The sequence below is a fragment of the Pseudomonas sp. TMW22080 genome (assembly GCF_022496745.1).
GTDB classification, from domain to species: Bacteria; Pseudomonadota; Gammaproteobacteria; order Pseudomonadales; family Pseudomonadaceae; genus Aquipseudomonas; species Aquipseudomonas bubulae.
In genome coordinates, this window is sequence record NZ_SCFF01000002.1 from 215,347 (window position 1) to 242,309 (window position 26,963).

The window sequence follows — 26,963 nt, forward strand, 5'->3', positions numbered from 1 at the left end:
GGCTGTCCCGAAGATGTTGATCCTGCGCGGCGCTCCTGCCCTTTCTGCCTTTCGCCACAGCAAACTCCTTGCACAACTGAGCCTCAAGGTTCCGTCTGTCACTGGTTTGTATGCTGAATTCGCCCACTTTGCCGATACCACCGGTGAGCTGACCAGCGATGAACAGCAGGTACTGGCTCGTCTCCTGAAGTACGGCCCAAGCGTGCCGGTCCAAGAGCCGAGCGGCCGACTGTTCCTGGTGTTGCCGCGGTTTGGCACCATCTCTCCCTGGTCGAGCAAGGCCAGCGACATTGCCCGTAACTGTGGCCTGGCTAAAATCCAGCGCCTGGAACGCGGCATTGCATTCTATGTAGCTGGCCAGTTCAGCGATGCGGATGCCGAACTGATCGGCGCTGTATTGCATGACCGCATGACGCAAATCGTGCTGGGCGCTCTGGAGCAGGCTGCAGGCTTGTTCAGCCACGCCGAGCCAAAGCCGCTGACCGCGATTGACGTACTGGGTGGCGGTCGTGCCGCGCTGGAAAAAGCCAACGTCGAGCTGGGCCTTGCCCTGGCCGAAGACGAAATCGATTATCTGGTCAATGCCTTCAACGGTCTGGGTCGCAACCCGCACGACATCGAATTGATGATGTTTGCCCAGGCCAACTCCGAACATTGCCGCCACAAGATCTTCAACGCCAGCTGGGACATCGACGGCCAAAGCCAGGACAAGAGCCTGTTTGGCATGATCAAGAACACCTACGTGATGCACAGCGAAGGCGTTCTGTCTGCTTATAAAGACAACGCGTCGGTTATCGTCGGCAGTGTTGCCGGGCGTTTCTTCCCGGATCCCGAAACCCGCCAGTACGGTGCGGTGCAGGAGCCAGTGCACATCCTGATGAAGGTAGAAACCCACAACCACCCGACCGCCATTGCCCCGTTCCCGGGTGCAGCGACAGGCTCCGGTGGTGAGATCCGTGACGAAGGTGCAACCGGTCGTGGTGCCAAGCCAAAGGCCGGCCTGACCGGTTTCACCGTGTCCAACCTGCAGATCCCGGGCTTTGTACAACCGTGGGAAGTGCCGTACGGCAAGCCTGAGCGCATTGTTACCGCGCTGGACATCATGATCGAAGGCCCGCTGGGCGGTGCTGCATTCAACAATGAATTCGGTCGTCCTGCCCTGACCGGTTACTTCCGTACGTTCGAGCAGTCCATCACCACCCCCCGTGGCGAAGAAGTGCGTGGTTACCACAAGCCGATCATGTTGGCCGGCGGCATGGGCAACATCCGCGCCGAACACGTGCAGAAAGCCGAAATCACCGTGGGCTCCAAGCTCATCGTGCTGGGCGGTCCGGCCATGCTGATCGGCCTGGGTGGCGGTGCAGCATCCTCTATGGCCACCGGCGCAAGCTCGGCTGACCTGGACTTCGCTTCGGTACAGCGCGAAAACCCGGAAATGGAGCGTCGTTGCCAGGAAGTGATCGACCGCTGCTGGCAGCTGGGTGACAAGAACCCGATCAGCTTTATCCACGATGTGGGTGCTGGCGGTTTGTCCAACGCATTCCCTGAGCTGGTGAACGACGGCGACCGTGGTGGCCGTTTCGAACTGCGCAACATTCCAAACGACGAGCCGGGCATGGCCCCGCACGAAATCTGGAGCAACGAATCCCAGGAACGTTATGTTCTGGCGGTGGGCGTCGAAGATTTCGAGCGCTTCCAGGCGATCTGCGAACGCGAGCGTTGCCCGTTTGCCGTCGTCGGTGAAGCCACTGCCGAGCCGCAACTGACCGTGACCGACAGCCACTTCGGCAACAACCCGGTGGACATGCCACTGGAAGTGTTGCTGGGCAAGGCGCCGCGCATGCACCGTTCGGCTGTTCGCGAAGAAGAGTTGGGCGATGATTTCGACCCGGCACAGCTGAGCATCGGCGAGTGCGTCGAGCGCGTTCTGCATCACCCGGCCGTGGCCAGCAAAAGCTTCCTGATCACCATCGGCGACCGCACCATCACCGGTCTGGTTGCCCGCGATCAGATGGTCGGGCCGTGGCAGGTTCCTGTGGCTGACGTTGCTGTCACCGCAACCAGCTTCGACGTGTACACCGGTGAAGCCATGGCCATGGGCGAGCGTACGCCGCTGGCACTGCTGGATGCTCCGGCATCGGGCCGCATGGCAATTGGTGAGACCCTGACCAATATCGCGGCTTCGCGCATTGGCAAGATCAGCGACATCAAGCTGTCAGCCAACTGGATGTCCGCTGCAGGCCACCCGGGTGAAGACGCCCGCTTGTACGACACCGTCAAGGCTGTCGGCATGGAGCTGTGCCCTGAGCTGGGCATCACCATTCCGGTGGGCAAGGACTCGATGTCGATGCAAACCCGCTGGAGCGAAGAGGGCACGGACAAAACCGTGACCTCGCCGCTGTCGCTGGTTGTGACCGGTTTTGCCCCGGTGCTCGACGTTCGCCAGACCCTGACCCCGGTACTGCGCATGGACAAAGGCCTGACCGATCTGATCCTGATCGACCTGGGCCGTGGCCAGAACCGCATGGGCGCCTCGATCCTGGCCCAGACCTACGGCAAGCTGGGCAAGCAGGCCCCTGACGTTGATGACGCAGAAGACCTCAAGGCTTTCTTCGCGGTGATCCAGGGCCTGAATGCCGATGGTCACCTGCTGGCTTACCATGACCGTTCCGACGGTGGTTTGCTGACCAGCGTGATGGAAATGGCCTTTGCCGGCCACTGCGGTCTGAACCTGACCCTGGATTGCCTCGCAGACAGCGCCAGCCAGCTCCCGGCCATCCTGTTCAACGAAGAACTGGGCGCCGTGATTCAGGTGCGTCAGGACGCGACTGCTGATGTGCTTGCACAGTTCAGCGCTGCAGGCCTGGGCGAGTGTGTCGACGTGATCGGCCAGCCGCTGAACAACAGCGAAGTCACCATCACCTTCAACGATGAAAAAGTGTTTGTCGGTCAGCGTGGCGAGTTGCAGCGCCAGTGGGCTGAAACCAGCTTCCAGATCCAGCGTATGCGTGACAACGCGGACTGCGCACAGCAAGAGTTCGACGTGCTGCTCGAAGAAGACAACCCGGGCCTGACTGCCCAGTTGAGCTTTGACGTCAACGCCAATATCAGCGCGCCGTACATCAAGAAAGGCATTCGTCCGCAAGTGGCTGTCCTGCGTGAGCAGGGCGTCAACGGTCAGGTTGAAATGGCCGCGGCGTTTGACCGTGCCGGTTTCAATGCAATCGACGTACACATGAGCGATATTCTGGCCGGCCGTGTCGACCTGAACGAGTTCAAAGGTCTGGTTGCCTGCGGTGGTTTCTCCTACGGCGACGTACTGGGTGCCGGTGAAGGCTGGGCCAAGTCGGCGCTGTTCAATGCCCGTGCCCGCGATGCGTTCCAGAGCTTCTTCGAGCGCACTGACAGCTTCTCCCTGGGTGTGTGCAACGGTTGCCAGATGATGTCCAACCTGAGCGAACTGATCCCTGGCAGCGAGCTGTGGCCACACTTTGTGCGCAACCGTTCCGAGCAGTTCGAAGCCCGTGTGGCGATGGTTCAGGTTCAGGAGTCGAACTCGATCTTCCTGCAGGGCATGGCCGGTTCGCGAATGCCGATCGCCATTGCTCATGGTGAAGGTCATGCCGAGTTCGCCAGCGAAGAAGCCATGCTGCAAGCGGACCTGTCCGGTTCGGTGGCGCTGCGCTTCGTCGACAACCACGGCAAGGTCACGGAAAACTACCCGGCCAACCCTAACGGCTCGCCGCGCGGGATTACCGGCCTGACCAGCCGTGACGGCCGTGTGACCATCATGATGCCGCACCCGGAGCGGGTATTCCGCGCCGTGCAGAACTCGTGGCGCCCGGAAGAGTGGAACGAAGATGCGCCGTGGTTGCGCATGTTCCGTAACGCTCGTGTGTGGGTAGATTAAGAGCATGTACAAGCTCAGCTTTTTCGTTCCTCCGAGCCATGTGGACGTGGTCAAGGATGCCGTATTCGCTGCCGGTGGCGGACGGATCGGCAGCTATGACCACTGCGCCTGGCAGACCATGGGCCAGGGCCAGTTTCGCGCGCTGGACGGCAGCCAGCCGTTCATCGGGCAAACTGGTCAGGTCGAGTATGTGGGGGAGTGGAAGGTTGAGCTGGTCGTCGCCGATGATCTGATTCAGGCCGTGGTGGCTGCGCTCAAGCACAGCCACCCGTATGAAACCCCGGCGTACGAAGTGTGGCAACTGGCTGATTTCTAGCCACAAGTCATATAAAAAACCCGCTGAACCGTTACCGGTCAGCGGGTTTTTTGTTGCTCGTATGACAGCTGGCTATGGGCGGATTTCAACCATGGTGCCGTCTGGAACGAGGTTCCAGACTTCACGCATTTCGTGGTTTTTCATCGCGATGCACCCATCGGTCCAGTCCAGGGTATGGAACAGTTCCTCGGGGTTGTCTTCGCTGTCCGGGGTGCCGTGGATCATGATCATCGAGCCCGGGTTCAGGCCTTCACGCCGGGCCGTGGCAGCGTCGCTGATGTTGGGGTAGTTGATGTGCATCGCCAGGTTGAACTTGTCGCTTTTTTTGCGCCAGTCGACCCAGTAGATGCCCTCGGGAGTGCGTTTGTCCCCTTCGCGTACTTTTGGGCCCTTGGGTTGTTTGCCCAGGGAGATGCGGTAGGTCTTGACCGGTTTGCCGTTGCTGATCAGCTCCAGCTTGCGGGCAGACTTGATGACCAGCACCTTGTCGATATTCTGCCCGGGACGTACCGGAAGCGACGAAGGGGCGGGTTTCAGGACCTGGTTTTTATCAACGGGTTTGCCGTTTACGGTTATGACAACAGAGGCCTGGCAGGTAACGGCAAATGACAGGCATAGAGCAGCGAGCAACCAACGCATTAGAGGAACATTCCTGAGTTACAAGGCAAGCAGCATTATTTTTGGGCGGTCTTCAGGCTGGCCAGCGGTGCTACAGCCTCGCTGCGTACGGGGTAGTGAGCGCCCGGGCGGTCAGCGAAAAAGCATTCTAAGGTACGGCTGACCGTGCGGAAAGCCAGCTCTGACCAAGGGATGTCGACTTCTTCGAGCAGGCGCACTTCCAGGCTCTCTTCACCGGCTGCGAAGTTCGGGCCCAGCAGGTCGGCGCGGTAGAAAATATGCACCTGATTGATATGCGGCACATCGATCAGGGTGTAGATGGCCAGGTTCTCAACCACGGCACAGGCTTCCTCCAGGGTTTCGCGTCGGGCCGCGTTTTCAACCGTCTCGCCGTTCTCCATAAAGCCTGCGGGCAGTGTCCAGTAGCCTTTGCGCGGTTCGATGGCGCGACGGCACAGCAGCACTTGTGTGCCCCACACGGGCACGCAACCGGCGACAATATTGGGGTTTTGATAATGAATGGTCTGGCAGTGGTCGCAGACATAGCGCAGGCGCGAATCGCCTTGCGGGATATGCTGGCTGACGGAATGGCCGCACTGGCTACAAAATTTCATGCTGTGGTCTCTGGCTCGTTGTCTATCTTGGGGGCTGAGGTGGGCTCGCGGCAAGTGTGGTCTGGCGGGCTGCGACACTGTAGGACTTGGGTGCCCGGTGCGATTTGGTGCATGATGCCCGATAAGTGCCGGATCGAGATGACCTATGCTGGACGAGCTGCTTGGCCGTGTGAGCCGCTATACCCCACGGACGCTGGAAACAGAACGGAATTACCCGGAAGCTGCGGTGTTGTTGCCGGTCACACGCAGTTCTGAGCCTGAGCTGATTCTCACCCTGCGTGCCAGCGGGTTGTCGACCCACGGTGGTGAAGTGGCTTTTCCGGGCGGTCGCCGCGACCCGGAAGACCCCGACCTGGTGTTCACCGCCCTGCGTGAGGCCGAAGAAGAAATCGGCTTGCCGCCGGGGCTGGTCGAGGTGATCGGGCCGCTGAGCCCCTTGATCTCGTTACACGGTATTCGCGTAACGCCTTATGTCGGTCTGGTCCCGGATTACGTTGAGTATCTGGCCAATGACGCCGAAATCGCTGCGGTATTCAGCGTGCCGCTGGAGTTCTTCCGCCAGGACCCGCGTGAGCACACTCATCGCATCGACTACCAGGGCCGTAGCTGGTACGTGCCGAGCTACCGTTTTGGCGTGTATAAAATCTGGGGACTGACGGCAATCATGATCGTGGAGCTGATGAACCTGCTCTATGACGACGTCAATATCAACCTGCATACCCCGCCTGAACGTTCCATTCCAATTTAGAGCCGTCAGCAGACGGCCACGCCTGCCTTGAGGACATCCCATGAAATACCGCTTGGGCGACTCGTTCGTCGAAACCCATCCCGAAAGCTGGACCGCACCCAATGCCACCCTGATCGGCAAGGTGCGCCTGGAAGAGGGCGCCAGTGTTTGGTTTAACGCCGTGTTGCGTGGCGATAACGAACTGATCCTGATCGGCAAGCACAGCAATGTGCAAGATGGCGCGGTGATGCATACCGACATGGGCTATCCGCTCACACTTGGCACCGGCGTGACCATTGGCCATAACGCCATGTTGCATGGTTGTACGGTGGGCGATTACAGCCTGATCGGTATCAATGCGGTGATCCTCAATGGCGCGAAAATCGGCAAGCACTGCATCATTGGCGCCAATTCGTTGATTGGCGAAGGTAAGGAAATTCCGGACGGCTCGCTGGTCATGGGGTCGCCGGGCAAGGTGGTACGTGACCTGACGGATGAGCAGAAAAAATTGCTGGAAGCCAGCGCGGCCCACTACGTCAAGAACGGCCAGCGATATGCCCGTGACCTTCAGGTGCAAGAACAATGACGGAAGCAGAGCGCCCGGTCGCCTCGCCCTGTGTGAATATCTGCGCGCTGGACGACGACGATGTGTGCAGTGGCTGCCAGCGTACCGTGGCGGAAATCACCCGCTGGAGCCGCATGACCAACCCGGAGCGCCGCGAGGTGCTAGTGCTGTGCCATGAGCGGGCCAAAGCCAGTGGTGTGGTGTGGATGTTGGGTTCCGGTAGCTGAAAACGCTTCTTTATTGTGTGAGCGGGCTTGCTCGCGATGCAGGCGCCGCGACCTGTCAGGCAAACTGCGCTGATATCATCGTGAGCAAGCCCGCTCCCGCAGGGGGATGTCGCGGGTACAAAATCGACTGCGACTCAAGTACCCTGTGCGCCTTATTTAGAGGTGTCGCCCGCTGCCATGCTGTTTCTTGTCGCTTATATCGCCAGCGTCGTGCTGATCAACTACGCGTTTTCCACTGCGCCGCACCTGGACATAATCTGGTCAGCCTGGGGTGGCCTGGTGTTTGTATTGCGCGACATGGTGCAAACCCGATTCGGTCACGGTGCCCTGCTGGCCATGCTGGCGGCCCTGGTGTTGTCGTACGTCACCTCCGATCCTTCCATTGCACTGGCCAGCGCCACTGCCTTCGCCGTGTCCGAGTGCATCGACTGGCTGGTCTTCAGCATCACCAAGCGGCCTTTGCATGACCGCTTGTGGATCAGCTCTGCGCTGAGCATCCCGATCGACACCTTTATCTTCTTCGGCATGATCGATGCCTTCACCCCTGGCGTGATCATTACCGCCATGGCCTCGAAATTCGCCGGCGTCACCTGCGTATGGCTGGCAATGGCCTGGCGTTTGCGCAAAGCCTCGGTCTAGTCATGTAAAATGCCGGCCTTTGTATCCCCCTGCAGGCGCTGGCTTGGTCAGTGCCTTCGATGATTTTGTTTCCTTGAGGACCTGAAATGACCCGTATCGGAACTCCACTGTCGCCCACTGCGACCCGCGTCATGTTGTGTGGCTGCGGTGAGCTGGGCAAAGAAGTTGTCATCGAATTGCAGCGCCTGGGGGTCGAAGTGATCGCCGTCGATCGCTACGCCAATGCACCTGCCATGCAGGTTGCCCATCGCAGTCATGTGATCAACATGCTTGACGGCGCCGCCCTGCGTGCCGTCATCGAAGCAGAACAACCGCACTTTATCGTTCCGGAAATCGAAGCCATCGCCACCGCCACCCTGGTGGAGCTGGAAGCTGAAGGTTTCACCGTTATTCCAACGGCGCGTGCCACGTCGTTGACCATGAACCGCGAAGGCATTCGTCGCCTGGCAGCCGAAGAGCTGGACCTGCCAACCTCGCCGTACCATTTTGCCGACACCTTTGAAGACTACAGCGCCGCCGTGCTGGATCTGGGCTTCCCGTGCGTGGTCAAGCCGGTGATGAGTTCGTCAGGCAAGGGCCAGAGCCTGCTGCGCAGTGCTGAGGAGGTAAAGGCTGCGTGGGACTACGCGCAGGAAGGCGGTCGTGCGGGCAAGGGTCGGGTCATTATCGAAGGCTTTATCGACTTCGATTACGAAATTACTTTGCTGACCGTGCGCCATATTGGCGGTACCACGTTCTGCGCACCGGTTGGTCACCGACAGGAGAAGGGCGATTACCAGGAATCCTGGCAGCCACAGGCCATGAGCCCGATTGCTCTGGCCGAGTCCGAGCGTGTCGCCAAGGCTGTTACTGAAGCGCTGGGTGGTCGTGGTCTGTTTGGCGTTGAGTTGTTTATCAAGGGCGATCAGGTGTGGTTCAGCGAAGTGTCGCCGCGCCCGCACGATACCGGCCTGGTGACATTGATTTCTCAGGATCTGTCGCAGTTCGCATTGCATGCTCGCGCCATTCTCGGCCTGCCGATTCCATTGATTCGTCAGTTCGGGCCATCGGCTTCGGCGGTGATTCTGGTAGAAGGTCAGTCGACCCAGACTGCATTCGCCAACCTGGGTGCTGCCCTGAGCGAACCGGACACCGCATTGCGCCTGTTCGGCAAGCCAGAGGTCAACGGCCAGCGTCGCATGGGCGTGGCCCTGGCTCGCGATGAGTCGATTGAAGCAGCTCGCGCCAAAGCGACCCGCGCGGCCAAGGCAGTAGTTGTAGAGCTGTAAAAACCATTGTGGGAGCGGGCTAGCTCGCGATTCAATTGCCCCGGTACATCTGATGTACCGAGGCGTTGCAATCGCGAGCTAGCCCGCTCCCACAGGTTAAGTGTTTCTTCAAGCCACCTTGTTCAGGTCAGCCTCTCTCGTTTCCTTCAGGCACAGCACGGCAATCAGGCTGAGAATCGCTGCGCCCGACACGTACCCGCCTACCCAGCTCAACCCCCCCATGCTCACCAGCTTTTGCGCAAAAAAAGGTGCAGCGGAAGCTCCGACAATGCCACCCAGATTGTAAGCCGCCGACGCGCCGGTATAGCGCACGCGGGTCGGGAACAGTTCAGGGAGCAGGGCACCCATCGGGGCAAAGGTCACGCCCATCAAAAACAGCTCGATGCACAGGAACAGCGCCACACCCCAGGTGGTGCCGTGGGTGAGCAGAGGCTCCATCAGAAAACCTGACAAGATCGCCAGCACGCCACCGACTATCAGCACCGGCTTGCGTCCATAACGGTCACTGGCCCAGGCCGACAGAGGTGTGGCCGCCGCCATGAACAGCACGGCAAAACACAGCAGGCCGAGGAAGGTTTCGCGGGTATAGCCCAGGGTGGCGACGCCATAGCTCAGGGAAAACACTGTCGAGATATAGAACAGTGCGTAACACACCACCATCGAAGCGGCGCCCAGCAGCATCGGTGCCCAGTATTGGCTGAAGAGTTCGACGATGGGCATTTTCACCCGCTCGTGCTGTGCTACGGCCTTGGCAAACACCGGTGTCTCTTCCAGCTTCAGGCGTACATACAGACCCACCATCACCAGCGCTGCGCTAAGCAGGAAGGGGATGCGCCAGCCCCAGGAGCGGAACTGCTCATCGCTCAGGCTCATGGCCAGAATCAGAAACAGGCCATTGGCCGCCAGAAAACCGATCGAAGGCCCCAGTTGCGGAAACATGCCATACCAGGCGCGCTTGCCCTTGGGGGCGTTCTCGGTGGCCAGCAATGCCGCGCCGCCCCATTCGCCACCCAGCCCCAGGCCCTGGCCGAAGCGCAGCACGCACAGCAGGATCGGGGCCCAGGCGCCGATTGTGGCGTAGCCCGGCAGCACCCCGATCAATGTGGTGCACACGCCCATCAGTAGCAGTGAGGCCACCAGGGTGGATTTGCGTCCGATGCGGTCACCGAAGTGGCCAAACAGGAATGAGCCCAGCGGGCGGGCGAGAAAGGCGATGCCGAAGGTCAGAAACGCCGACAGCATTTGTGCGGTACCGGATGTCTGCGGAAAAAATACCGGGCCTATCACCAGTGCAGCGGCGGTGGCATACACATAAAAGTCGTAGAACTCGATGGCCGTGCCAATAAAGCTGGCCGTGGCGACGCGGGTGGCGGAGTTGGCCGGCTTGTCGGGCGTAGCTTCGCTATAGGTTGTGCTGGAGGTCATGCGTATATCCCTGACAGTTATGAGCCCTGTGCCGATGTCCGCTTTGGCGGTGCGACATGGCGAGCAATTTTTATGGTCGTTGGCCCTGAGGGATAACAGGGTGCAAGCGCAGTTCAGGATGGGAACGTACGCAGGTACTGCGTCATACAACGCGCCGACAGCGCTGGGTGCGGGTAACACGCGTGTTGGCGAGGCTTGGGTAAGCGATGATGATTATAGGGAGGCCCGCTCAAATGTAACAAGACCTTGCGCGGCGATTAAACCGCGGGCTTGACGCTGTTGTGCCAGATCAGTACGCGGCTGACGCGGTTTTCTTCGGTCTGGAGGATCTCCAGGCGATAGCCGCCGATTTTCAGGCACACGGTGGTCTCGGGGATGGTTTCCAGCGCTTCGGTGACCAGGCCATTGAGGGTTTTCGGGCCGTCGCAGGGCAGGTGCCAGCCCAGGGCCTTGTTCAGCTCGCGAATGGAGGCTGCACCATCGACAACATAACGGCCGTCGGGCAGGGGGTCGATATGGGGGTTATCGATATTCTGCTCGTCTTCGAACTCGCCGACGATCTCTTCGAGGATGTCCTCAAGCGTCACGATGCCAAGCACTTCGCCGTATTCATCGACCACCACGCCCAGGCGGCGCTGCTGCTTGTGGAAGTTAAGCAGTTGCAGTTGCAGCGGGGTGCTTTCGGGGATGAAGTAAGGTTCGTGGCAAACGGCCAGCAGTGCTTCTTTGGTCAGGCTGGCGTCGGGCAGCATGTGCTGGATGTGGCGGGTGTTGAGGATGGCTTCGACCTGGTTGATGTCGTTGTGAAACACCGGCAGGCGTGTGCGCGAGGTCTGGCGCAACTGCTCAATCAGGTCTTCGATCGGGTCGTCGAGGTTCAAGCCTTCGACTTCGTTGCGCGGGATCAGGATATCGTTGACCGTGATGTTGTCCAGCGCATGGATGCCTGATAGCAGGGCCGGGCGGCTGTTGGGCTGCTCGTCCTGTTGCTGGGGAGCCTCCTCTCGCAGCTGCTGGGCGTTGGTGCGCCTGGCGCGGGCACTGCTTTTGCCCAGTATAAAGCCGATAAATACAGCGGCTCCTGCGATCAATAGTGCCGAAATTGTCAGAATCGGCCCAGGGGGCAAGCTATCCATAATTATCGCCCGTCAGATATGCAGAATGTATTCACGAACCAGCTTGCTGCCAAAGTAGGCCAGCATCAGCAGGCAAAAACCGGCAAAGGTCCAGCGGATGGCCTTGTGACCGCGCCAGCCGAGGTGGTGACGGCCCCACAGCAACACGCTGAATACGATCCAGGCCAGGCAGGCCAGCAGGGTCTTGTGCACCAGGTGCTGGGCGAACAGGTTGCCCAGAAACAGCCAACCGGAAACCAGGGACAGCGAAAGCAGCGACCAGCCGGCCCAGAGAAAGCCGAACAGCAGGCTTTCCATGGTTTGCAGTGGCGGGAAGTTCTTGATCAGGCCCTTGGGATGCTTGTGCTTGAGCTGATAGTTCTGCAGCGACAGCAACAGCGCCTGGAACACCGCAATGGTGAACATGCCATAGGCCAGAATCGACAGCAGGATATGCGCGAGTATGCCTGGCTCTTCATTAATGACCTGAACCGTGCCGGGCGGGGCGAATTCGGACAGCAGTACTGTCAGCATGCCCAGCGGGTATAAAAGCAGCAGCAGGTTCTCGACCGGTATGCGGGCGCAGGCCGCCAGGGTCACGGTAATCACGGCCACGGCAATCAGGCTGGCTGCACTGAAGAAGTCCAGTTCAAGGCCTGCAGGCGTCATCAGGTGGGTGAACAGGCTGGCGGCGTGGGCGAGTACGGCAAGAATGCCGAGCGTCACCAACAGGCGTTTGTTTGCCTTTGCGCCCTGGCGCAGACAAGAGCCCTGATAGAAGGTCGCAGCGGCATACAAGCAGGCGGCGGCGAGGCTGGGTAGCAAACTGGGTGACAAGGGGAGCATAAATCCTGTTAGGCAAGCCCGAAAGGACTGAGTTTGGCATACAACCGCCTGTGCACGAAAGACCACATAAGCCGACGGCATGGTGTCGGACACGGCCAGTCTTCGCTATAATCCGCGACCTGCCCACGCCGCAGGCTCGCCGAGCATCAGTTTTACACGGGCTGGGCCGCAATAACCCCGGTCTACTTTGGGCCTGAAAGGATCGCGCATGTTTGAAAATTTAACCGACCGTCTTTCGCAGACGCTGCGCCATGTCACCGGCAAGGCCAAGCTGACCGAAGACAATATCAAAGACACCCTGCGTGAAGTACGCATGGCGTTGCTGGAAGCCGACGTGGCTTTGCCAGTGGTCAAAGACTTCGTCGCTGCGGTCAAAGAGCGCGCTGTCGGCACTGAAGTGTCGCGCAGCCTGACGCCGGGCCAGGCGTTTGTAAAAATTGTTCAGGCTGAACTTGAAAGCCTGATGGGCGCTGCCAACGAGGACCTGGTCCTTAATGTCACGCCGCCAGCCGTTGTATTGATGGCCGGTTTGCAGGGCGCTGGTAAAACCACGACTGCCGGCAAGCTGGCGCGCTTCCTTAAAGAGCGCAAAAAGAAAACTGTGATGGTGGTCTCGGCCGACGTTTATCGTCCGGCTGCGATCAAACAGCTCGAAACCCTGGCCAATGAAGTCGGTGTAACCTTCTTCCCGTCCGACCTTAGCCAGAAGCCGGTAGACATCGCTCGCGCCGCCATTGCGGAAGCCAAGCTGAAGTTCATCGACGTGGTCATCCTCGATACCGCAGGTCGCCTGCATATCGATGCCGAGATGATGACCGAGATCCAGGAGCTGCACGCGGCCGTCAAGCCGGCAGAAACCCTGTTTGTCGTCGACGCCATGACTGGCCAGGATGCGGCCAACACCGCCAAGGCGTTCGGTGATGCATTGCCGCTGACCGGGGTGATCCTGACCAAGGTCGACGGTGATGCCCGGGGTGGTGCGGCGTTGTCCGTGCGAGCCATTACCGGCAAGCCGATCAAGTTCATCGGTATGGGTGAGAAGAGCGATGCGCTCGAGCCGTTCCACCCGGATCGTATCGCTTCGCGCATCCTCGGCATGGGCGACGTGCTCAGCTTGATCGAGCAGGCCGAACAGACCCTCGATAAAGACAAAGCCGACAAACTGGCTAAAAAGCTTAAAAAAGGCAAAGGCTTCGATCTCGAAGACTTCCGTGACCAGCTGCAACAGATGAAGAACATGGGTGGCCTTGGCGGCCTCATGGATAAACTGCCGAACATGGGTGGTGTCAATCTGGCGCAAATGGGCAATGCCCAGGGCGCAGCTGAGAAACAGTTCAAGCAGATGGAAGCCATCATCAACTCCATGACCCCGGCCGAGCGCCGCGACCCTGAGCTGATCAGCGGTTCGCGCAAACGCCGGATTGCCATGGGCTCCGGCACTCAGGTGCAGGACATCGGCCGCTTGATCAAGCAGCACAAGCAGATGCAAAAGATGATGAAAAAATTCTCCACCAAAGGTGGGATGGCGAAAATGATGCGCGGCATGGGCTCGATGATGCCCGGCGGCGGCATGCCAAAAATGTAATTTACCCGCCCGGACGCTTGCGTCCGGGCAACTCGCAGCAATGCGAGACACCCGGCAAACCCGCACTGTGCGGGAGCTGACCTGTCACCATTCGTGGTGACCTAGTTGCAAGTCTGTACGGCATGCCGATAGGCGCCAGAAAAAGACATTTGCAAAAGTCCGGATATTCCTTAGAATATGCGGCCTTTCGGGCACCTATGCCCGCTGTGCCTTTAGATTTGCAGCACCGACTACAGGAACGATGTTCACATGCTAACAATCCGTCTTGCCCTTGGCGGCTCCAAAAAGCGCCCGTTTTACCACTTGACCGTTACCGACAGCCGTAACCCACGTGACGGTTCCCACAAGGAACAAATTGGTTTCTTCAACCCGGTTGCCCGTGGTCAGGAAATCCGTTTCTCCGTTAAAGAAGACCGCCTCGCCTACTGGCTGAGCGTTGGTGCTCAACTGTCTGAGCGTGTTGCTCAGCTGGTTAAAGAAAACGCTAAGGCTGCGGCCTGAGCAATATGAGCGTGACGCCTGAAACTGCTGATGATTTGATCGTTATCGGCAAAATCTACTCGATTCACGGCGTGCGCGGCGAAGTGAAGGTTTATTCCTTTACGGATCCAATTGATAACCTGTTGGACTACAAAAAACTGACGCTTCGGCGCGGTAATGATGTACGACAGGCAGAGCTGGTCAGTGGCCGTTCTCATAACGGCAAGTTTCTGGTTGTAAAGCTCAAGGGTCTCGATGACCGTGATGAAGCTGGTCTTCTTCGTGAATTCGAAATCTGCGTGCCGCGTAACCTGTTTCCTGAGCTGACCGACGGCGAGTACTACTGGTACCAGCTGCAGGGACTGAAAGTGACCAACCTTGAAGGGCAATTGCTCGGCAAGATTGTTGACCTGATGGAAACTGGCTCGAACGATGTCATGGAAGTCAAACCTTGCCCAGGTAGCCTGGATGATCGTGATCGCTTGTTGCCCTATACAGAGCAATGCGTGTTGAGCGTCGACCTTGCAGCTGGCGAGATGAAGGTGGATTGGGATGCGGACTTCTAAGCGTGGCTAAATTGCGCGTAGAAGTGATCAGTTTGTTTCCCGAAATGTTTTCCGCCATCAGCGACTACGGCATCACTAGTCGTGCGGTGAAACAAGGGCTCTTGCAGCTGACTTGTTGGAACCCGCGAGACTACACAACGGATCGGCATCACACTGTGGATGATCGCCCATTTGGCGGTGGTCCGGGCATGGTGATGAAGATCAAGCCTCTGGAAGATGCACTGGTTCAGGCCAGAGAAGCAGCCGGAGAGGCGGCGAAGGTGATTTACCTGTCGCCCCAAGGCCGTCAACTGAATCAGTCGGCGGTACGCGAGCTGGCGAATGAGGAAGCATTAATCCTTATTGCAGGTCGTTATGAAGGCATTGACGAGCGTTTTATAGACGCTTATGTCGATGAAGAGTGGTCAATTGGTGACTATGTACTCTCTGGTGGCGAGCTGCCGGCGATGGTTCTGATTGATGCGGTTACACGACTGCTGCCTGGAGCTTTAGGGCATGCGGACTCCGCGGAGGAAGATTCCTTCACAGATGGTCTGCTGGATTGCCCGCACTACACCCGACCGGAGGTGTATGCGGATCAGCGTGTTCCCGACGTATTGCTTAGTGGCAATCATGCACACATCCGGCGTTGGCGTTTACAGCAGTCCCTTGGGCGGACCTTTGAACGACGCGCCGATCTTCTGGAAAGCCGCTCGCTTTCTGGAGAAGAGAAGAAGCTGCTCGAGGAATACATCCGCGAGCGGGACGATAGTTAACAACGTATCGATGGTAGATCAGTTGATCTACCTTAGGAGCACAGCATGACTAACAAAATCATCCTTGCACTCGAAGCAGAGCAGATGACTAAAGAGATCCCTCCTTTTGCCCCGGGCGACACCATTGTCGTTCAGGTGAAAGTGAAGGAAGGCGATCGTTCGCGTCTGCAAGCTTTCGAAGGTGTAGTGATTGCCAAGCGTAACCGTGGCGTGAACAGTGCTTTCACTGTTCGTAAAATCTCCAACGGTGTTGGCGTAGAGCGTACTTTCCAGACCTACAGCCCGCAAATCGACAGCATGGCTGTTAAGCGTCGCGGTGACGTGCGTAAAGCCAAGCTGTACTACCTGCGCGACCTGTCGGGTAAAGCAGCTCGCATCAAGGAAAAACTGGCTTAAGTCCAGCTTCCCGATGCAGAAAAAAGCAGCCTTCGGGCTGCTTTTTTGTTGCCTGAGATTTGTCAGACCTTTGTCCAGTTGTAGGTAGTAAGAAAGCATGACTTCGCGTGAGCAAGAGATTCAACGCCGTACCGACCTCTCCGTTACCCGTATTACCAAAGCGGTATTCCCCTCTACCACCAATCACCACAACACCCTGTTTGGCGGCACCGCGCTGGCGTGGATGGACGAAGTTTCGTTTATTGCCGCAACGCGTTTTTGTCGTCTGCCGTTGGTGACGGTGTCCACGGATCGTATTGATTTCAACCATCCGATCGCGGCTGGCTCCATCGTTGAGCTGGTGGGGCGTGTGGTTAAAGTTGGCAACACCAGCCTCAAGGTTGAGGTCGAGGTGTATGTCGAAAGCATGAGCTGCGATGGTCGCGAACTGGCGATCCAGGGCTTGTTCAGCTTTGTCGCCATCGATGATGACAAGCGCCCGGTACCGGTGTTGCCAGGGTTTGCCTCGTAACAGCTGCTACGGGTGCCTGATCAACGCCAGCAGCGTCCACCCGGAGCCTGGTTTCAATTCACTGTCAGGTGTCACTACATGCACCCAGCCAGTGTTGTCGCGGGCGAAGAGCAGGGTGACGCGCTTGCCATGCAGGGCCAGGTAGTCCGCCCAGGTGAAGTTGTCGGTCAGTGTGGTGCTGTACAGCTCGGCTCCCTGGCTCAACTCACTGGCGAGCTGGCCGTAGGTCAGCGCCGGGTTGCCCAGGGCTTGACCGCGGTACTCGTGGCTGGCGCGATGCTTGTCAGTGCGACGAATTTCCTGGCCATTGGTCAGTGTAAACAAGCGCTGTAGCCCGAACTCGTGATGAAAGCGTGCCGCTGCCAGGGTATTCAACTCGCCAGAGGGTGACAGTGCGAGCAAATGCCCCAGCCCCACCAGATCCAGGTGACTCTCGGCATGCTCTGAAGCCGGATTGCCAAAGTAAGTGGGCAAGTTGTCCATGCGCGCGGCGCGAATGTGTTCCCAGTTGGAATCGGTTAGCAGTACGCGGCTGCCCAGTTGCTGCAATGCCTTGCCAATAACCCGGGCCGGGCCATTGGCGCCAACGATCAAAAAGCCGCTGGGGGCCGGCTCCGCGACTTTGAGCAGGCGGGCCAGGGGCCGTGCCGTCGCGCTTTGCAGCACCACCGTACCGATGATCACTGCAAAGGTCAGGGGCACCAGTAGCAGCGCGCCGTCATGGCCTGCTTCGTCCAGGCGGATCGCAAAAATTGCTGAAACGGCTGCCGCGACAATCCCGCGTGGGGCGATCCAGGCGAGCAAGGCGCGTTCGCGCCAGTTCAGTTTTGAGCCAAAGGTCGAAATCACCACGTTCAGAGGCCGGGCGATAAATTGAATAATCAGCAGCAACACCAGCACCACAGGCCCCAGGCCGATCATGGCGTTCAAGTCCAGGCGCGCCGCCAGCAGGATAAACAGCCCCGAGATCAGGAAGATGCTCAGGTTTTCCTTGAAGTGCAGGATGTTGCGTACATCCACCCCCTTCATATTGGCCATCCACATGCCCATCAAGGTGACCGCCAGCAGTCCGGACTCATGCATCACCGTATTGGCGCCAATAAATACGCCCAGCACTGCTGCCAGCGTGGCCAGGCTGTGCAGGTACTCCGGCAGCCATTGGCGGCGTACGATCTGCCCCATGATCCAGCCACCTACAATGCCGAACAAGCTGCCGCATACAATCACCCCGGCAAAGGTCAGCAGGCTGTGGCTCAGGCCTTCGCCCGTGGCGCTGGCGATGATAAAGCTGTAGACCACCACCGCCAGCAGCGCGCCAATCGGGTCGATGACAATGCCTTCCCAGCGCAGGATATTGGCAATCGATGCCTTGGGCCGTACTACGCGCAGCATCGGCACAATCACCGTAGGCCCGGTGACCAGTGTCAGCGTGCCGAACAGCAAGGCCAGAAGCCAGTCAAAGCCCAGTAGCCAATGGGTCGCCAGGGTGATCACGGCCCAGGTCGAGAGCGCACCGATAGTGACCAGCCGATGGACCACAGTGCCGATTTCGCGCCACTCGGACAAATGCAGGGTCAGGCTGCCTTCAAACAGAATCAGCGCCACCGCCAGTGAGACCAGCGGCATCAGCAGCGGGCCGAACAATTCTTGCGGGTCCAGCCAGCCCAATACCGGGCCGACCAGGATCCCGCTCAACAGCAGAAACAGGATGGCCGGCAGCTTCAGTCGCCAGGCCAGCCACTGTGAGCCCAGGGCAGCGATGCCGATGCCGCCGAAAGACAGCAAAATCTGTTGTTCGGTCATAAGGTCATCCTGTGAAAACTTGGGGTTTATGGCATCCGCCAGCCATGAAAGACTAGCGCTCACTTTTGCAGTTCACTTTATATTTGTGCGCAGCCTCCGGCCTGTGCGTTTCGAGAGCCAATGCCCGCTATAGACGACCCACTTATCGACCGTTTTCTGGATGCCCTGTGGCTGGAAAAAGGCCTGTCGGACAACACCCGCGGTGCTTATCGCAGTGACCTGGCTTTATTCAATGGCTGGTTGCAGGAGCGCGGTATCGCTGTGGCCAGCGCCGGGCGCGAGTTGATCCTCGATCATCTCGCCTGGCGCCTGGAGCAGGGCTACAAGCCTCGCTCGACTGCGCGCTTGCTCTCAGGTTTGCGTGGCTTCTATCGTTATCTGCTGCGAGAAAACATGATTGCCGTCGACCCTACCTTGCAGGTCGATATGCCGCAGTTGGGCAGGCCATTACCCAAGTCCCTGTCAGAGGCAGACGTAGAAGCGCTGCTCGCCGCCCCTGATCTGAGTGAGGCCATCGGCCAGCGTGATCGGGCCATGCTTGAAGTACTGTATGCCTGTGGCCTGCGCGTAACCGAATTGATCAGCCTGACTCTGGAGCAGGTCAACCTGCGCCAGGGCGTTTTGCGCGTGATGGGCAAGGGCAGCAAGGAACGCCTGGTGCCGATGGGGGAGGAGGCCATCGTCCGGGTCGAGCGCTACATGCGCGATGCCCGGCATGAGCTGCTGGGCGGTCGCCCCAGTGATGTGCTGTTTCCCAGTCAGCGCGGTGAACAGATGACCCGCCAGACCTTCTGGCATCGCATCAAGCATCAGGCCAGGGTGGCCGGGATCGACAAGTCGCTGTCGCCACATACCTTGCGCCATGCCTTCGCCACCCATTTGCTCAATCACGGCGCCGATTTGCGTGTGGTGCAAATGCTGCTGGGGCACAGCGACCTCTCGACGACACAGATTTACACCCATGTTGCCCGTGCCCGACTGCAGGACCTGCATGCCCTCCATCACCCGCGTGGCTAGTCGGAGTCGGTCATGCAGGCCATCTGTGGTAGGCTTTGCCGGTTTAGAAAGCGCGCCGCCCAAACCCGTTGTTTCAGGACGGGTATCGGGGTTGGCAGCTTTGCCCGTCTTCAGGAGTTCCCATGCGTGTGATCCAGATTTTCGCCGCCGCAGCCATTGCGTTGGTCAGCACCTTCTCGTTCGCCGATACCGGCGCCGAACAAGCAATCCGCAAGAGCCTCGAAACCCTGCAACTGGATGTGCCGGTCGAGAGCATCAGTGCCAGCCCCATGGCCGGCCTGTATGAAGTCAAGCTCAAGGGCAGCCGCGTGCTGTATGCCAGTGCCGATGGCCAGTTCATCGTTCAGGGCTACATGTTCCAGCTCAAGGACGGCAAGCCGGTGAACCTGACCGAGCAGGCCGAACGTGTTGGCGTGGCCAAGTTGATTAATGGCATTCCGGTGGCAGAGACCGTCGTTTACCCTGCCATCGGCGAAACCAAGTCGCATATCACGGTATTTACCGACACCACTTGCCCGTACTGCCACAAATTGCATGCCGAAGTCCCGCAACTGAACAAGATGGGGATTGAAGTGCGCTATGTTGCGTTCCCGCGTCAGGGCCTCGGCTCACCGGGTGACCAGCAGCTGCAGGCGGTGTGGTGTTCCAAGGACAAAAAAACGGCGATGGACAAGATGACTGATGGTAAAACCGTCGAGGCGCCAAAATGCGCCAATCCGGTTGCCAAGCAGTTCGCCATGGGCCAGTCCATCGGCGTCAATGGCACGCCAGCCATCGTTTTGGCTGACGGTCAGGTGATTCCGGGTTATCAGCCTGCTGCGCAGGTTGGCAAGCTGGCACTCAGTGTTAAATAATCCAGTGTCGTCACGATAAGCCTGTGACGATCATGGCGGGGCAGTTCAGTTGCCCGGCCATTAATAGAGAACCGTGGCAATCCACGGTTGTTTTTCACGGCCGACCTTGAGTCGGCCGTTTTATGGGGAGTTCAGCGTGAATCCGGTCAAAGTAGGTATCTGTGGGCTCGGGACCGTCGGTGGCGGCACCTTCAACGTACTAAAGCGTAACGCCGAGGAGATTGCCCGCCGTGCCGGGCGTGGTATCCAGGTTGCGCAAATTGCAATGCGTACGCCAAACCCTCAGTGCGACATTACCGGTACCCCCATTACCAACGATGTATTCGCTGTTGCGACCAACCCTGAAATCGACATTGTTATCGAGCTGATTGGTGGTTACACCATCGCCCGTGAACTGGTGCTCAAGGCCATCGAAAACGGCAAGCATGTCGTGACCGCGAACAAGGCGCTGATTGCCGTTCACGGTAATGAAATCTTCGCCAAAGCCCAGGAAAAGGGCGTGATCGTGGCGTTCGAAGCGGCCGTTGCAGGCGGTATCCCGGTGATCAAGGCGATCCGTGAAGGTCTCTCGGCCAATCGTATCAACTGGGTGGCGGGCATCATCAACGGTACCGGTAACTTCATCCTCACCGAAATGCGCGAAAAAGGCCGTACGTTCGAAGACGTGCTGGCTGAAGCACAAGCGCTGGGTTATGCCGAGGCAGACCCGACGTTTGACGTTGAAGGTATCGATGCGGCGCACAAGCTGACCATTCTGGCGTCGATTGCTTTCGGTATCCCGTTGCAGTTCGACAAGGCCTACACCGAAGGCATCACCAAGCTGACAACCGCTGATGTGAATTACGCAGAGGCGCTGGGTTATCGCATCAAGCATCTGGGTGTTGCACGCAGCACGGCCAACGGCATCGAGTTGCGGGTTCACCCGACGCTGATTCCGGCTGACCGCCTGATCGCCAACGTCAACGGCGTAATGAACGCAGTCATGGTCAACGGTGACGCTGCCGGTTCGACCCTGTTCTATGGTGCTGGCGCCGGTATGGAACCAACGGCTTCGTCCGTGGTTGCCGACCTGGTAGACGTGGTGCGTGCCATGACCAGCGACCCGGAAAACCGCGTACCGCACCTGGCCTTCCAGCCGGATCTGCTCTCCGACCATCCGATCCTGCCGATCGAAGCGTGCGAAAGCGCCTACTACCTGCGCATCCAGGCCAAAGATCACCCGGGCGTATTGGCCCAGGTGGCGAGCATCTTGTCCGAGCGCGGCATCAATATCGAATCGATCATGCAGAAAGAAGTCGAAGAGCATGACGGCCTGGTGCCAATGATCCTGTTGACCCATCGGGTAATTGAACAGCACATCAACGATGCCATTGCCGCGCTTGAAGCATTGCAGGGCGTTGTGGGTCCGGTCGTTCGCATCCGCGTTGAGCATCTTAATTAATTAAGAGCGGCAAGCGGCAGCGGCAAGCGGCAAGCAAGAGCACATCGGCTTTTACTTGTTGCCTGGCGCTAAACCGCTTGGCGCTCAAACCGAAGGTTTGAACCCATGCGCTATATCAGTACCCGTGGCCAGGCACCGGCCCTGAATTTTGAAGATGTGTTGCTGGCCGGTCTGGCCAGTGATGGCGGTTTGTATGTACCGGAAAACCTGCCGCGCTTTACCCAGGAAGAAATCGCTTCCTGGGCCGGTTTGCCTTACCACGAACTGGCCTTTCGGGTTATGCGCCCGTTCGTGACCGGCAGCATTCCGGATGCAGACTTCAAAAAGATTCTCGAAGAAACCTACGGCGCGTTTTCCCACGCAGCTGTAGCGCCACTGCGTCAGCTAAATGGCAATGAATGGGTACTTGAGCTGTTCCACGGTCCGACCCTGGCGTTCAAGGACTTTGCCCTGCAACTGCTCGGCCGCTTGCTCGACTACGTGCTGGCCAAGCGTGGCGAGCGTGTGGTGATTGTCGGCGCGACTTCCGGGGATACCGGTTCGGCGGCGATCGAAGGCTGCAAGCATTGCGAAAACGTCGACATCTTTATCCTGCACCCCAACAACCGAGTATCGGAAGTCCAGCGTCGGCAGATGACCACGCTGTTCGGTGACAACATTCATAACATCGCCATCGAAGGCAACTTCGATGACTGCCAGGAAATGGTCAAGGCCAGCTTCGCCGACCAGGGTTTCCTCAAGGGTACACGCCTGGTCGCCGTAAACTCGATCAACTGGGCGCGGATCATGGCCCAGATCGTTTACTACTTCCATGCCTCCCTGCAACTGGGCGGGCCACACCGTTCCGTGTCGTTCTCGGTGCCTACCGGCAACTTCGGCGACATCTTTGCGGGCTACCTGGCACGCAACATGGGCCTGCCGATCAACCAGCTGATCGTTGCCACCAACCGCAACGACATCCTGCACCGCTTCATGAGCGGCAATCAGTACGCCAAGGACACCTTGCACGCGACTCTGTCGCCGTCGATGGACATCATGGTGTCGTCGAACTTCGAGCGCTTGCTGTTCGACCTTCATGGTCGCAATGGCGCAGCCGTTGCCGGTCTGATGGATACCTTCAAGCAAACCGGTAATTTCAGCGTTGATGAAGATCGCTGGACCGAAGCGCGTCGTCTGTTTGATTCGCTGGCGGTTGATGATGAGCAAACCTGCGAAACCATCGCTCAGGTATTTGTCGAAAGCGGCGAAGTGCTCGATCCGCACACCGCTATCGGTGTGCGTGCGGCCCGTGAATGCCGTCGCAGTCTGGATATCCCGATGGTCATTCTGGGCACGGCACATCCGGTCAAGTTCCCTGAAGCGGTTGAAAAAGCCGGCATAGGAAAAGCGCTCGAACTGCCGTCTCACCTTTCTGACTTGTTTGAGCGAGAGGAGCGTTACACCGTACTGGCTAATGACCTCAAGGCTGTCCAGGGCTTTGTCAGCCAGCATGGCAACCGTGGCAAGCCGCTTTAACGGCATTCGTCTTACGTAATTTGAAGCCCGTCATCTGACGGGCTTTTTTATTGGTGCATGGCAAACTTGCCAGGTCTTCGCCCCTTCTGTGCTGGCGAATACCCGGTCAAGGATGCTGTCATGTCACGTATTCACCAGACATTTGAATCATGGATGCGCATAGTGCTGGGCATGGCCTTGTTGAGCCTGGCCCTGCCGGTGATGGGCGCTTCCGGAACGCCTTTCAGGCTCGCAACACGCTTTGTGGATATCCAGCCTCTGCAACTGGATGCCCCGGAGCGGCAATGGCTGGCCAATCATGGAACGCTACGGGTTGGTATCGCCATCGGTGATTACGAACCGGTCGACATCACCGACGACCGCAATAACTATCAGGGCATCAGCGCAGATTACCTGAGCATCGTTCGAGACACGTTGGGCGTGCCTGTTGAAGTCCTGGGCTACAGGCGTCGTGATCAGGCCGTTGCAGAGCTGCTGGCCGGCAATATCGATATTCTGGCCAGCGCCAGCGGGTTTGAGCGAGGGATTGAAGGTGTAGCTTTTTCCCGGGAGTACATGACTGATCGACTGGTTATCGTTTGTCGCTCATGTGAGGAAGAGCCGGTCAAAAACTGGGTCGGGAAAAAAATCGGCTTTATGGAGGGCTACGTCGATATTCATACCGCCCAGGCGTTTTACCCTGACAGTGAAATCACCACCATCAGTGACCTGCATAATGCAATGGACGCGCTGGTTGAGGGGGATATCGACGGGTTTATCGGCAATGAACTTATCGTGCAGTCATTCAAAAGTGTCCGGCCTCATTCGGGGGTGCGCATTATCGGTGATAGCGCCTTGCCATCCTCCGGTTTTGCATTTGCTACACGCCTCTCTGACCCCGAACTTGGGTTGCTGATCAACCGCGCGCTGGGCAGCCTTGATGACAATACATCGCGCATGGTGCTTTCACGCTGGATCATCGGGCTTGAAGGGCACGCTGTTCAATCGCATATCAACCTGCTGCCTGGCGAGCTTGAGTGGATCCAGCGCAATCCGGTTGTAGCCCTGGCGACCCAGCAGTTCCCCTTGTACGCATTCAAGACCGGGGACGGTCGTTGGGTAGGGCTGAGTGTGGATATTCTGGCGCGAATTTCTCGCATGACCGGGCTGCAGTTTGTACATAAAGAAGCGTTTTCAACGGTACAAATCCTCGACATGCTCAAAAGTGGCGAGGCACTGATGAACTCAAGCCTCTCCAGAAGTCGTGAGCGCAAAGCTTTTTTGAACTTCACCTATTCCTACGGTGGGGCACCCTGGGTGTTTGTTGTACGAGTCAATGATTCCCGGCTGGGTTCATTGGACGAACTGGCCGGCAAGGTTCTGGCGCTTCCAGCCAGGCACGCCCTCGAAGACTTGATTCGACGTGAATACCCCGCAATCACCTTGCATCTGGTTGATACCTACGCCCAGGCACGTCACGCGGTCGCCAATGGCGAGGCAGATGCGACGATACAAACAGAGACACAGGCTCATCTTTACCCACCGGGGCGCCTCAAGGTCGGACGCAGTGTTGACGGGCAATGGGCTGCCGCCAGCTTTTCGGTCCCTGTTCTATACCCGGAGCTTTTCAGCATCATGAACAAGGCGTTGGAAGCCATGCCCATGGCCGAGATTCGGGCGCTGAGAACCAAGTGGCTGGGGGGGGTGGGCAAACCGCTGATCATCGAGAGTGGCCTGTATCACTCAGCCCGTCTTTATTGGGCGATAGCGGTCTTGATTGCGGCCGGGCTTATGTTGTTTGTGTACAACTGGTTTCTGCGCAGGCAACTGATTATTGCGCGTCAATCCGAGAAAACCCTGAATGAGCAGTTGGGGCTCAGTCACCGCTTTCTGGATGGCATTCCCAGCCCGATTTTCGTGGTTGGCCTGGAGGGAGAGCTGATTACCTGCAATCAAAGCTATGAGCAGCGTTTATCTGTCCAGTTGGGACGGATTCGCGGGTTAAAGGTGACTGATGTTGATTTGTTTTCGAAGGACCTGGCCGAGAAGCTCCAGCGGGAAATAATGCGCATGATTCAAAGCCGCAAACCCTGTTACCAAAAACGTTGGGTGGAGTTTAAGTCCGGAGGCATGGAAATCTATCAGTGGGTTGTTCCGTTTTATTCAGAGACTGGGCGTCTGGAGGGGCTGGTAGGAGGATGGTTCGACAAATCTGAAGCTAAAAAGTGGGATCAGTAAGCTGGTTTGATCCAGTAAATGAAAGGCGTTGTGGATTCCTATGGTATTTACAGATATGTCCTATGTGTATTGAGTGTTGAGCCCACTAAGGTTTACCTCCTCTGTAGCGCTAGGTTTATGCCTGAAGGCCCATGATGCGATCTTTGAAAGTATTGATTCTTGAAGACAACCCGTTTCAATTAATGGTGTTGCATCAGATGTTGAACGCCTTCCGCATTTTTGACGTGTTGACGGCCGAAAGCGTTGATTGCGCCCGCGAGTCCTTGCTCAGGCGCGGTGCCATAGACGTGGCCATTTGTGATTTGTATATGGAAGGGGCATCAGGGCAGGAGCTGATCCGCGAGTTGGCCCTTGAACGCAAAGCTGCAGCGTTGATCATTTTGAGTGCTGCTGCACCTCCGGTGGTCGAGAGGGCGGCCAGAGTGGCCCGCAGTCAAGGTCTCAGGGTGCTGGGGTGTCTGTCAAAACCCGTGACCATAGGGGCGCTGGGGCAATTGTTGGGTGCCTTCGAGCTACAGCAGATAAGTGCTGATGGCGCGAATGCAGATTAATTGCCAGTACCGGGGGAACTTCCAGCAGGTTTGGTTTGTCAGATTTTTCATCAGCAGGAGCAAGTTTATTGCTCCGATACTTGTAGCCTGTTGAGCGGGTTATCATGACCCTGTTAAACCCCGAGCAGCCTCCCCACTGCTCGGGGTTTTTTTATGCGTACGTGTCATTGCTCATCCAGGTAAGACAGGGATGGCGAGCCCAATGTGGTGAGTATCGAATTGACCCTGCTAATGACCTCACGTCCTTGCGCAGTGTCCGAGCAGCCAACGTAAATCGACTGATATTCCGGGGCGCCCTGGATCGGATAAAACAGCAGTTCGTCGGATGACAAACCTTGCTGACTGGCCTTGGCCTGGATTTCTGGCCAGTAGCCCAATAGCGTCGGCATACGGCCTGCATGTTGCATTTGCAGCAGGCTGCCCAACGGATCGTTACCGTAATGCATGACAATCTGGCCTGGCGGGCTCAGCTTCAGCTGGCTATCAATCAATACTCCGTAGCTGCGTTTGGCAATGACTCCAAGCTTGAGGGTTTGCGCCTTGAGCAGCCCCGGCAGGTCTACCTTGTCGTCATGGACAAAGGGTTCGATCAAATGCTGATTCTCACGCAGTATGGCCATGCCATTGCTGTGCATGATCGCAACGGGCTCGGAGTAAACGATCGAGAGGGCGCGGGCGGGATTCCAGATCAGCGCCGGATCGCAGGTCAGCGAGGGTTCTTCAAGCATCTGCAGGGCCCGAGCCCGGTTAACCCGCATTATCACGTGCTGGTATTGCGGCATGCCTGCGATCAGGGCTGGCATCACCTGGTCGACTATCCCCTTACCTTTTTGCGGGCCATGAAACACCGTTAACGGTGGCAGGTCGCGCAACAACCAGATGAGTGTGGGTGCTGCCTGACTGCCAGGGGCCCAGGCCAGAAACAATGCGGTGATCAGGCCTGCCCAAAGTCTTCGCAAGGTCGAACGCTGGGTCATGCTGCTGATCTCCTTGGGTGGCCAC

At 58.1% G+C, this 26,963-nt stretch carries 25 protein-coding genes and 1 pseudogene; 19 read left to right on the plus strand and 7 right to left on the minus strand.

Annotation, left to right across the window (positions count from 1 at the left end; genetic code table 11):
* Positions 1-13 precede the first annotated feature (13 nt).
* Positions 14-3,910: a phosphoribosylformylglycinamidine synthase gene (purL, locus tag EQV96_RS07410; protein WP_095018204.1), complete on the plus strand. Its 3,897-nt coding sequence runs from the start codon at positions 14-16 to the stop codon at positions 3,908-3,910.
* 4 nt (positions 3,911-3,914) lie between these two features.
* Positions 3,915-4,226: a YqfO family protein gene (locus tag EQV96_RS07415; protein ID WP_095001241.1), complete on the plus strand. Its 312-nt coding sequence runs from the start codon at positions 3,915-3,917 to the stop codon at positions 4,224-4,226.
* A gap of 72 nt (positions 4,227-4,298) precedes the next feature.
* Here EQV96_RS07415 and EQV96_RS07420 read toward each other — a convergent pair whose 3' ends face one another.
* Both EQV96_RS07420 and EQV96_RS07425 read right to left on the minus strand, forming a co-directional pair.
* Positions 4,299-4,865: a L,D-transpeptidase family protein gene (locus EQV96_RS07420; RefSeq protein WP_095001242.1), complete on the minus strand. Its 567-nt coding sequence runs from the start codon at positions 4,863-4,865 to the stop codon at positions 4,299-4,301.
* A gap of 35 nt (positions 4,866-4,900) precedes the next feature.
* Positions 4,901-5,458 (minus strand): NUDIX hydrolase, encoded by a 558-nt coding sequence (locus tag EQV96_RS07425; protein ID WP_240881682.1) that lies wholly within the window; start codon positions 5,456-5,458, stop codon positions 4,901-4,903.
* Positions 5,459-5,603: 145 nt separating this feature from the next.
* On the opposite strand from EQV96_RS07425, the gene EQV96_RS07430 reads away from it, so the two are divergent.
* The 5 genes from EQV96_RS07430 (at position 5,604) to purT (ending at position 8,884) form a co-directional block, all read left to right on the plus strand.
* The gene (locus EQV96_RS07430) at positions 5,604-6,206 is read left to right on the plus strand and encodes a CoA pyrophosphatase (RefSeq protein WP_095001244.1); all 603 of its coding nucleotides are present in this window, start codon (positions 5,604-5,606) and stop codon (positions 6,204-6,206) included.
* A gap of 40 nt (positions 6,207-6,246) precedes the next feature.
* Positions 6,247-6,771 carry a gamma carbonic anhydrase family protein gene (locus tag EQV96_RS07435; protein WP_095001245.1) on the plus strand — a complete coding sequence of 175 codons (525 nt, stop codon included), beginning with the start codon at positions 6,247-6,249 and terminating at the stop codon, positions 6,769-6,771.
* Complete coding sequence (locus EQV96_RS07440) at positions 6,768-6,977, plus strand: DUF1289 domain-containing protein (protein WP_016781908.1); 210 nt, start codon at positions 6,768-6,770, stop codon at positions 6,975-6,977. The genes EQV96_RS07435 and EQV96_RS07440 overlap by 4 nt, the downstream gene beginning before the upstream one ends.
* 177 nt (positions 6,978-7,154) lie before the next feature.
* The gene (locus EQV96_RS07445; RefSeq protein ID WP_095018202.1) at positions 7,155-7,616 is read left to right on the plus strand and encodes a VUT family protein; all 462 of its coding nucleotides are present in this window, start codon (positions 7,155-7,157) and stop codon (positions 7,614-7,616) included.
* Positions 7,617-7,702: 86 nt separating this feature from the next.
* The gene (gene purT / locus EQV96_RS07450) at positions 7,703-8,884 is read left to right on the plus strand and encodes a formate-dependent phosphoribosylglycinamide formyltransferase (RefSeq protein ID WP_133144293.1); all 1,182 of its coding nucleotides are present in this window, start codon (positions 7,703-7,705) and stop codon (positions 8,882-8,884) included.
* Between the two features lie 108 nt (positions 8,885-8,992).
* On the opposite strand, the gene EQV96_RS07455 is transcribed toward purT, so the two are convergent.
* The 3 genes and pseudogenes from EQV96_RS07455 to ccsA form a co-directional block, all read right to left on the minus strand.
* Entirely contained in the window at positions 8,993-10,309 is a 1,317-nt protein-coding gene (locus EQV96_RS07455; protein WP_095024902.1) for an MFS transporter, read from the minus strand.
* Positions 10,310-10,566: 257 nt separating this feature from the next.
* Positions 10,567-11,262 (minus strand): annotated as a pseudogene (locus tag EQV96_RS07460) (transporter associated domain-containing protein); the annotation flags it as partial.
* 195 nt (positions 11,263-11,457) lie between these two features.
* Positions 11,458-12,270, minus strand: a complete 813-nt coding sequence (ccsA, locus tag EQV96_RS07465) for a cytochrome c biogenesis protein CcsA (protein WP_095001249.1) — start codon at positions 12,268-12,270, stop codon at positions 11,458-11,460.
* Between the two features lie 208 nt (positions 12,271-12,478).
* On the opposite strand from ccsA, the gene ffh reads away from it, so the two are divergent.
* The 6 genes from ffh to EQV96_RS07495 all read left to right on the plus strand — a co-directional run bounded on the left by ffh (position 12,479) and on the right by EQV96_RS07495 (position 16,563).
* Entirely contained in the window at positions 12,479-13,855 is a 1,377-nt protein-coding gene (gene ffh / locus EQV96_RS07470) for a signal recognition particle protein (RefSeq protein ID WP_095001250.1), read from the plus strand.
* 249 nt (positions 13,856-14,104) lie between these two features.
* The gene (rpsP, locus tag EQV96_RS07475) at positions 14,105-14,356 is read left to right on the plus strand and encodes a 30S ribosomal protein S16 (RefSeq protein ID WP_095001251.1); all 252 of its coding nucleotides are present in this window, start codon (positions 14,105-14,107) and stop codon (positions 14,354-14,356) included.
* Positions 14,357-14,361: 5 nt separating this feature from the next.
* On the plus strand, positions 14,362-14,901 hold the full coding sequence (rimM, locus tag EQV96_RS07480) for a ribosome maturation factor RimM (protein WP_048363294.1): 540 nt from the start codon (positions 14,362-14,364) through the stop codon (positions 14,899-14,901).
* Between the two features lie 2 nt (positions 14,902-14,903).
* The gene (gene trmD, locus EQV96_RS07485) at positions 14,904-15,656 is read left to right on the plus strand and encodes a tRNA (guanosine(37)-N1)-methyltransferase TrmD (protein WP_003440270.1); all 753 of its coding nucleotides are present in this window, start codon (positions 14,904-14,906) and stop codon (positions 15,654-15,656) included.
* 45 nt (positions 15,657-15,701) lie between these two features.
* A complete protein-coding gene (rplS, locus tag EQV96_RS07490) occupies positions 15,702-16,052 on the plus strand; it encodes a 50S ribosomal protein L19 (RefSeq protein ID WP_003440273.1) in 351 nt (116 codons plus the stop codon).
* 97 nt (positions 16,053-16,149) lie between these two features.
* Positions 16,150-16,563, plus strand: a complete 414-nt coding sequence (locus EQV96_RS07495) for an acyl-CoA thioesterase (protein ID WP_095001252.1) — start codon at positions 16,150-16,152, stop codon at positions 16,561-16,563.
* A 6-nt stretch (positions 16,564-16,569) separates the two neighbouring features.
* On the opposite strand, the gene EQV96_RS07500 is transcribed toward EQV96_RS07495, so the two are convergent.
* Positions 16,570-18,366, minus strand: a complete 1,797-nt coding sequence (locus EQV96_RS07500; protein WP_095001253.1) for a sodium:proton antiporter — start codon at positions 18,364-18,366, stop codon at positions 16,570-16,572.
* 120 nt (positions 18,367-18,486) lie between these two features.
* On the opposite strand from EQV96_RS07500, the gene xerD reads away from it, so the two are divergent.
* The 6 genes from xerD to EQV96_RS07530 all read left to right on the plus strand — a co-directional run bounded on the left by xerD (position 18,487) and on the right by EQV96_RS07530 (position 25,961).
* Positions 18,487-19,383, plus strand: a complete 897-nt coding sequence (xerD, locus tag EQV96_RS07505) for a site-specific tyrosine recombinase XerD (RefSeq protein WP_095038756.1) — start codon at positions 18,487-18,489, stop codon at positions 19,381-19,383.
* A gap of 122 nt (positions 19,384-19,505) precedes the next feature.
* A complete protein-coding gene (locus EQV96_RS07510; RefSeq protein WP_095001255.1) occupies positions 19,506-20,237 on the plus strand; it encodes a DsbC family protein in 732 nt (243 codons plus the stop codon).
* A gap of 136 nt (positions 20,238-20,373) precedes the next feature.
* Entirely contained in the window at positions 20,374-21,678 is a 1,305-nt protein-coding gene (locus tag EQV96_RS07515) for a homoserine dehydrogenase (protein WP_016781922.1), read from the plus strand.
* A 105-nt stretch (positions 21,679-21,783) separates the two neighbouring features.
* Complete coding sequence (thrC, locus tag EQV96_RS07520) at positions 21,784-23,193, plus strand: threonine synthase (protein WP_095001256.1); 1,410 nt, start codon at positions 21,784-21,786, stop codon at positions 23,191-23,193.
* Between the two features lie 120 nt (positions 23,194-23,313).
* Entirely contained in the window at positions 23,314-25,410 is a 2,097-nt protein-coding gene (locus tag EQV96_RS07525) for a transporter substrate-binding domain-containing protein (RefSeq protein ID WP_095020554.1), read from the plus strand.
* A 131-nt stretch (positions 25,411-25,541) separates the two neighbouring features.
* Positions 25,542-25,961 (plus strand): response regulator, encoded by a 420-nt coding sequence (locus tag EQV96_RS07530; protein ID WP_095031485.1) that lies wholly within the window; start codon positions 25,542-25,544, stop codon positions 25,959-25,961.
* A 164-nt stretch (positions 25,962-26,125) separates the two neighbouring features.
* Here the strand turns inward: EQV96_RS07530 and EQV96_RS07535 are convergent, their stop codons facing one another.
* The gene (locus EQV96_RS07535) at positions 26,126-26,938 is read right to left on the minus strand and encodes a TIGR02285 family protein (protein WP_240881684.1); all 813 of its coding nucleotides are present in this window, start codon (positions 26,936-26,938) and stop codon (positions 26,126-26,128) included.
* Positions 26,939-26,963: the final 25 nt, after the last annotated feature.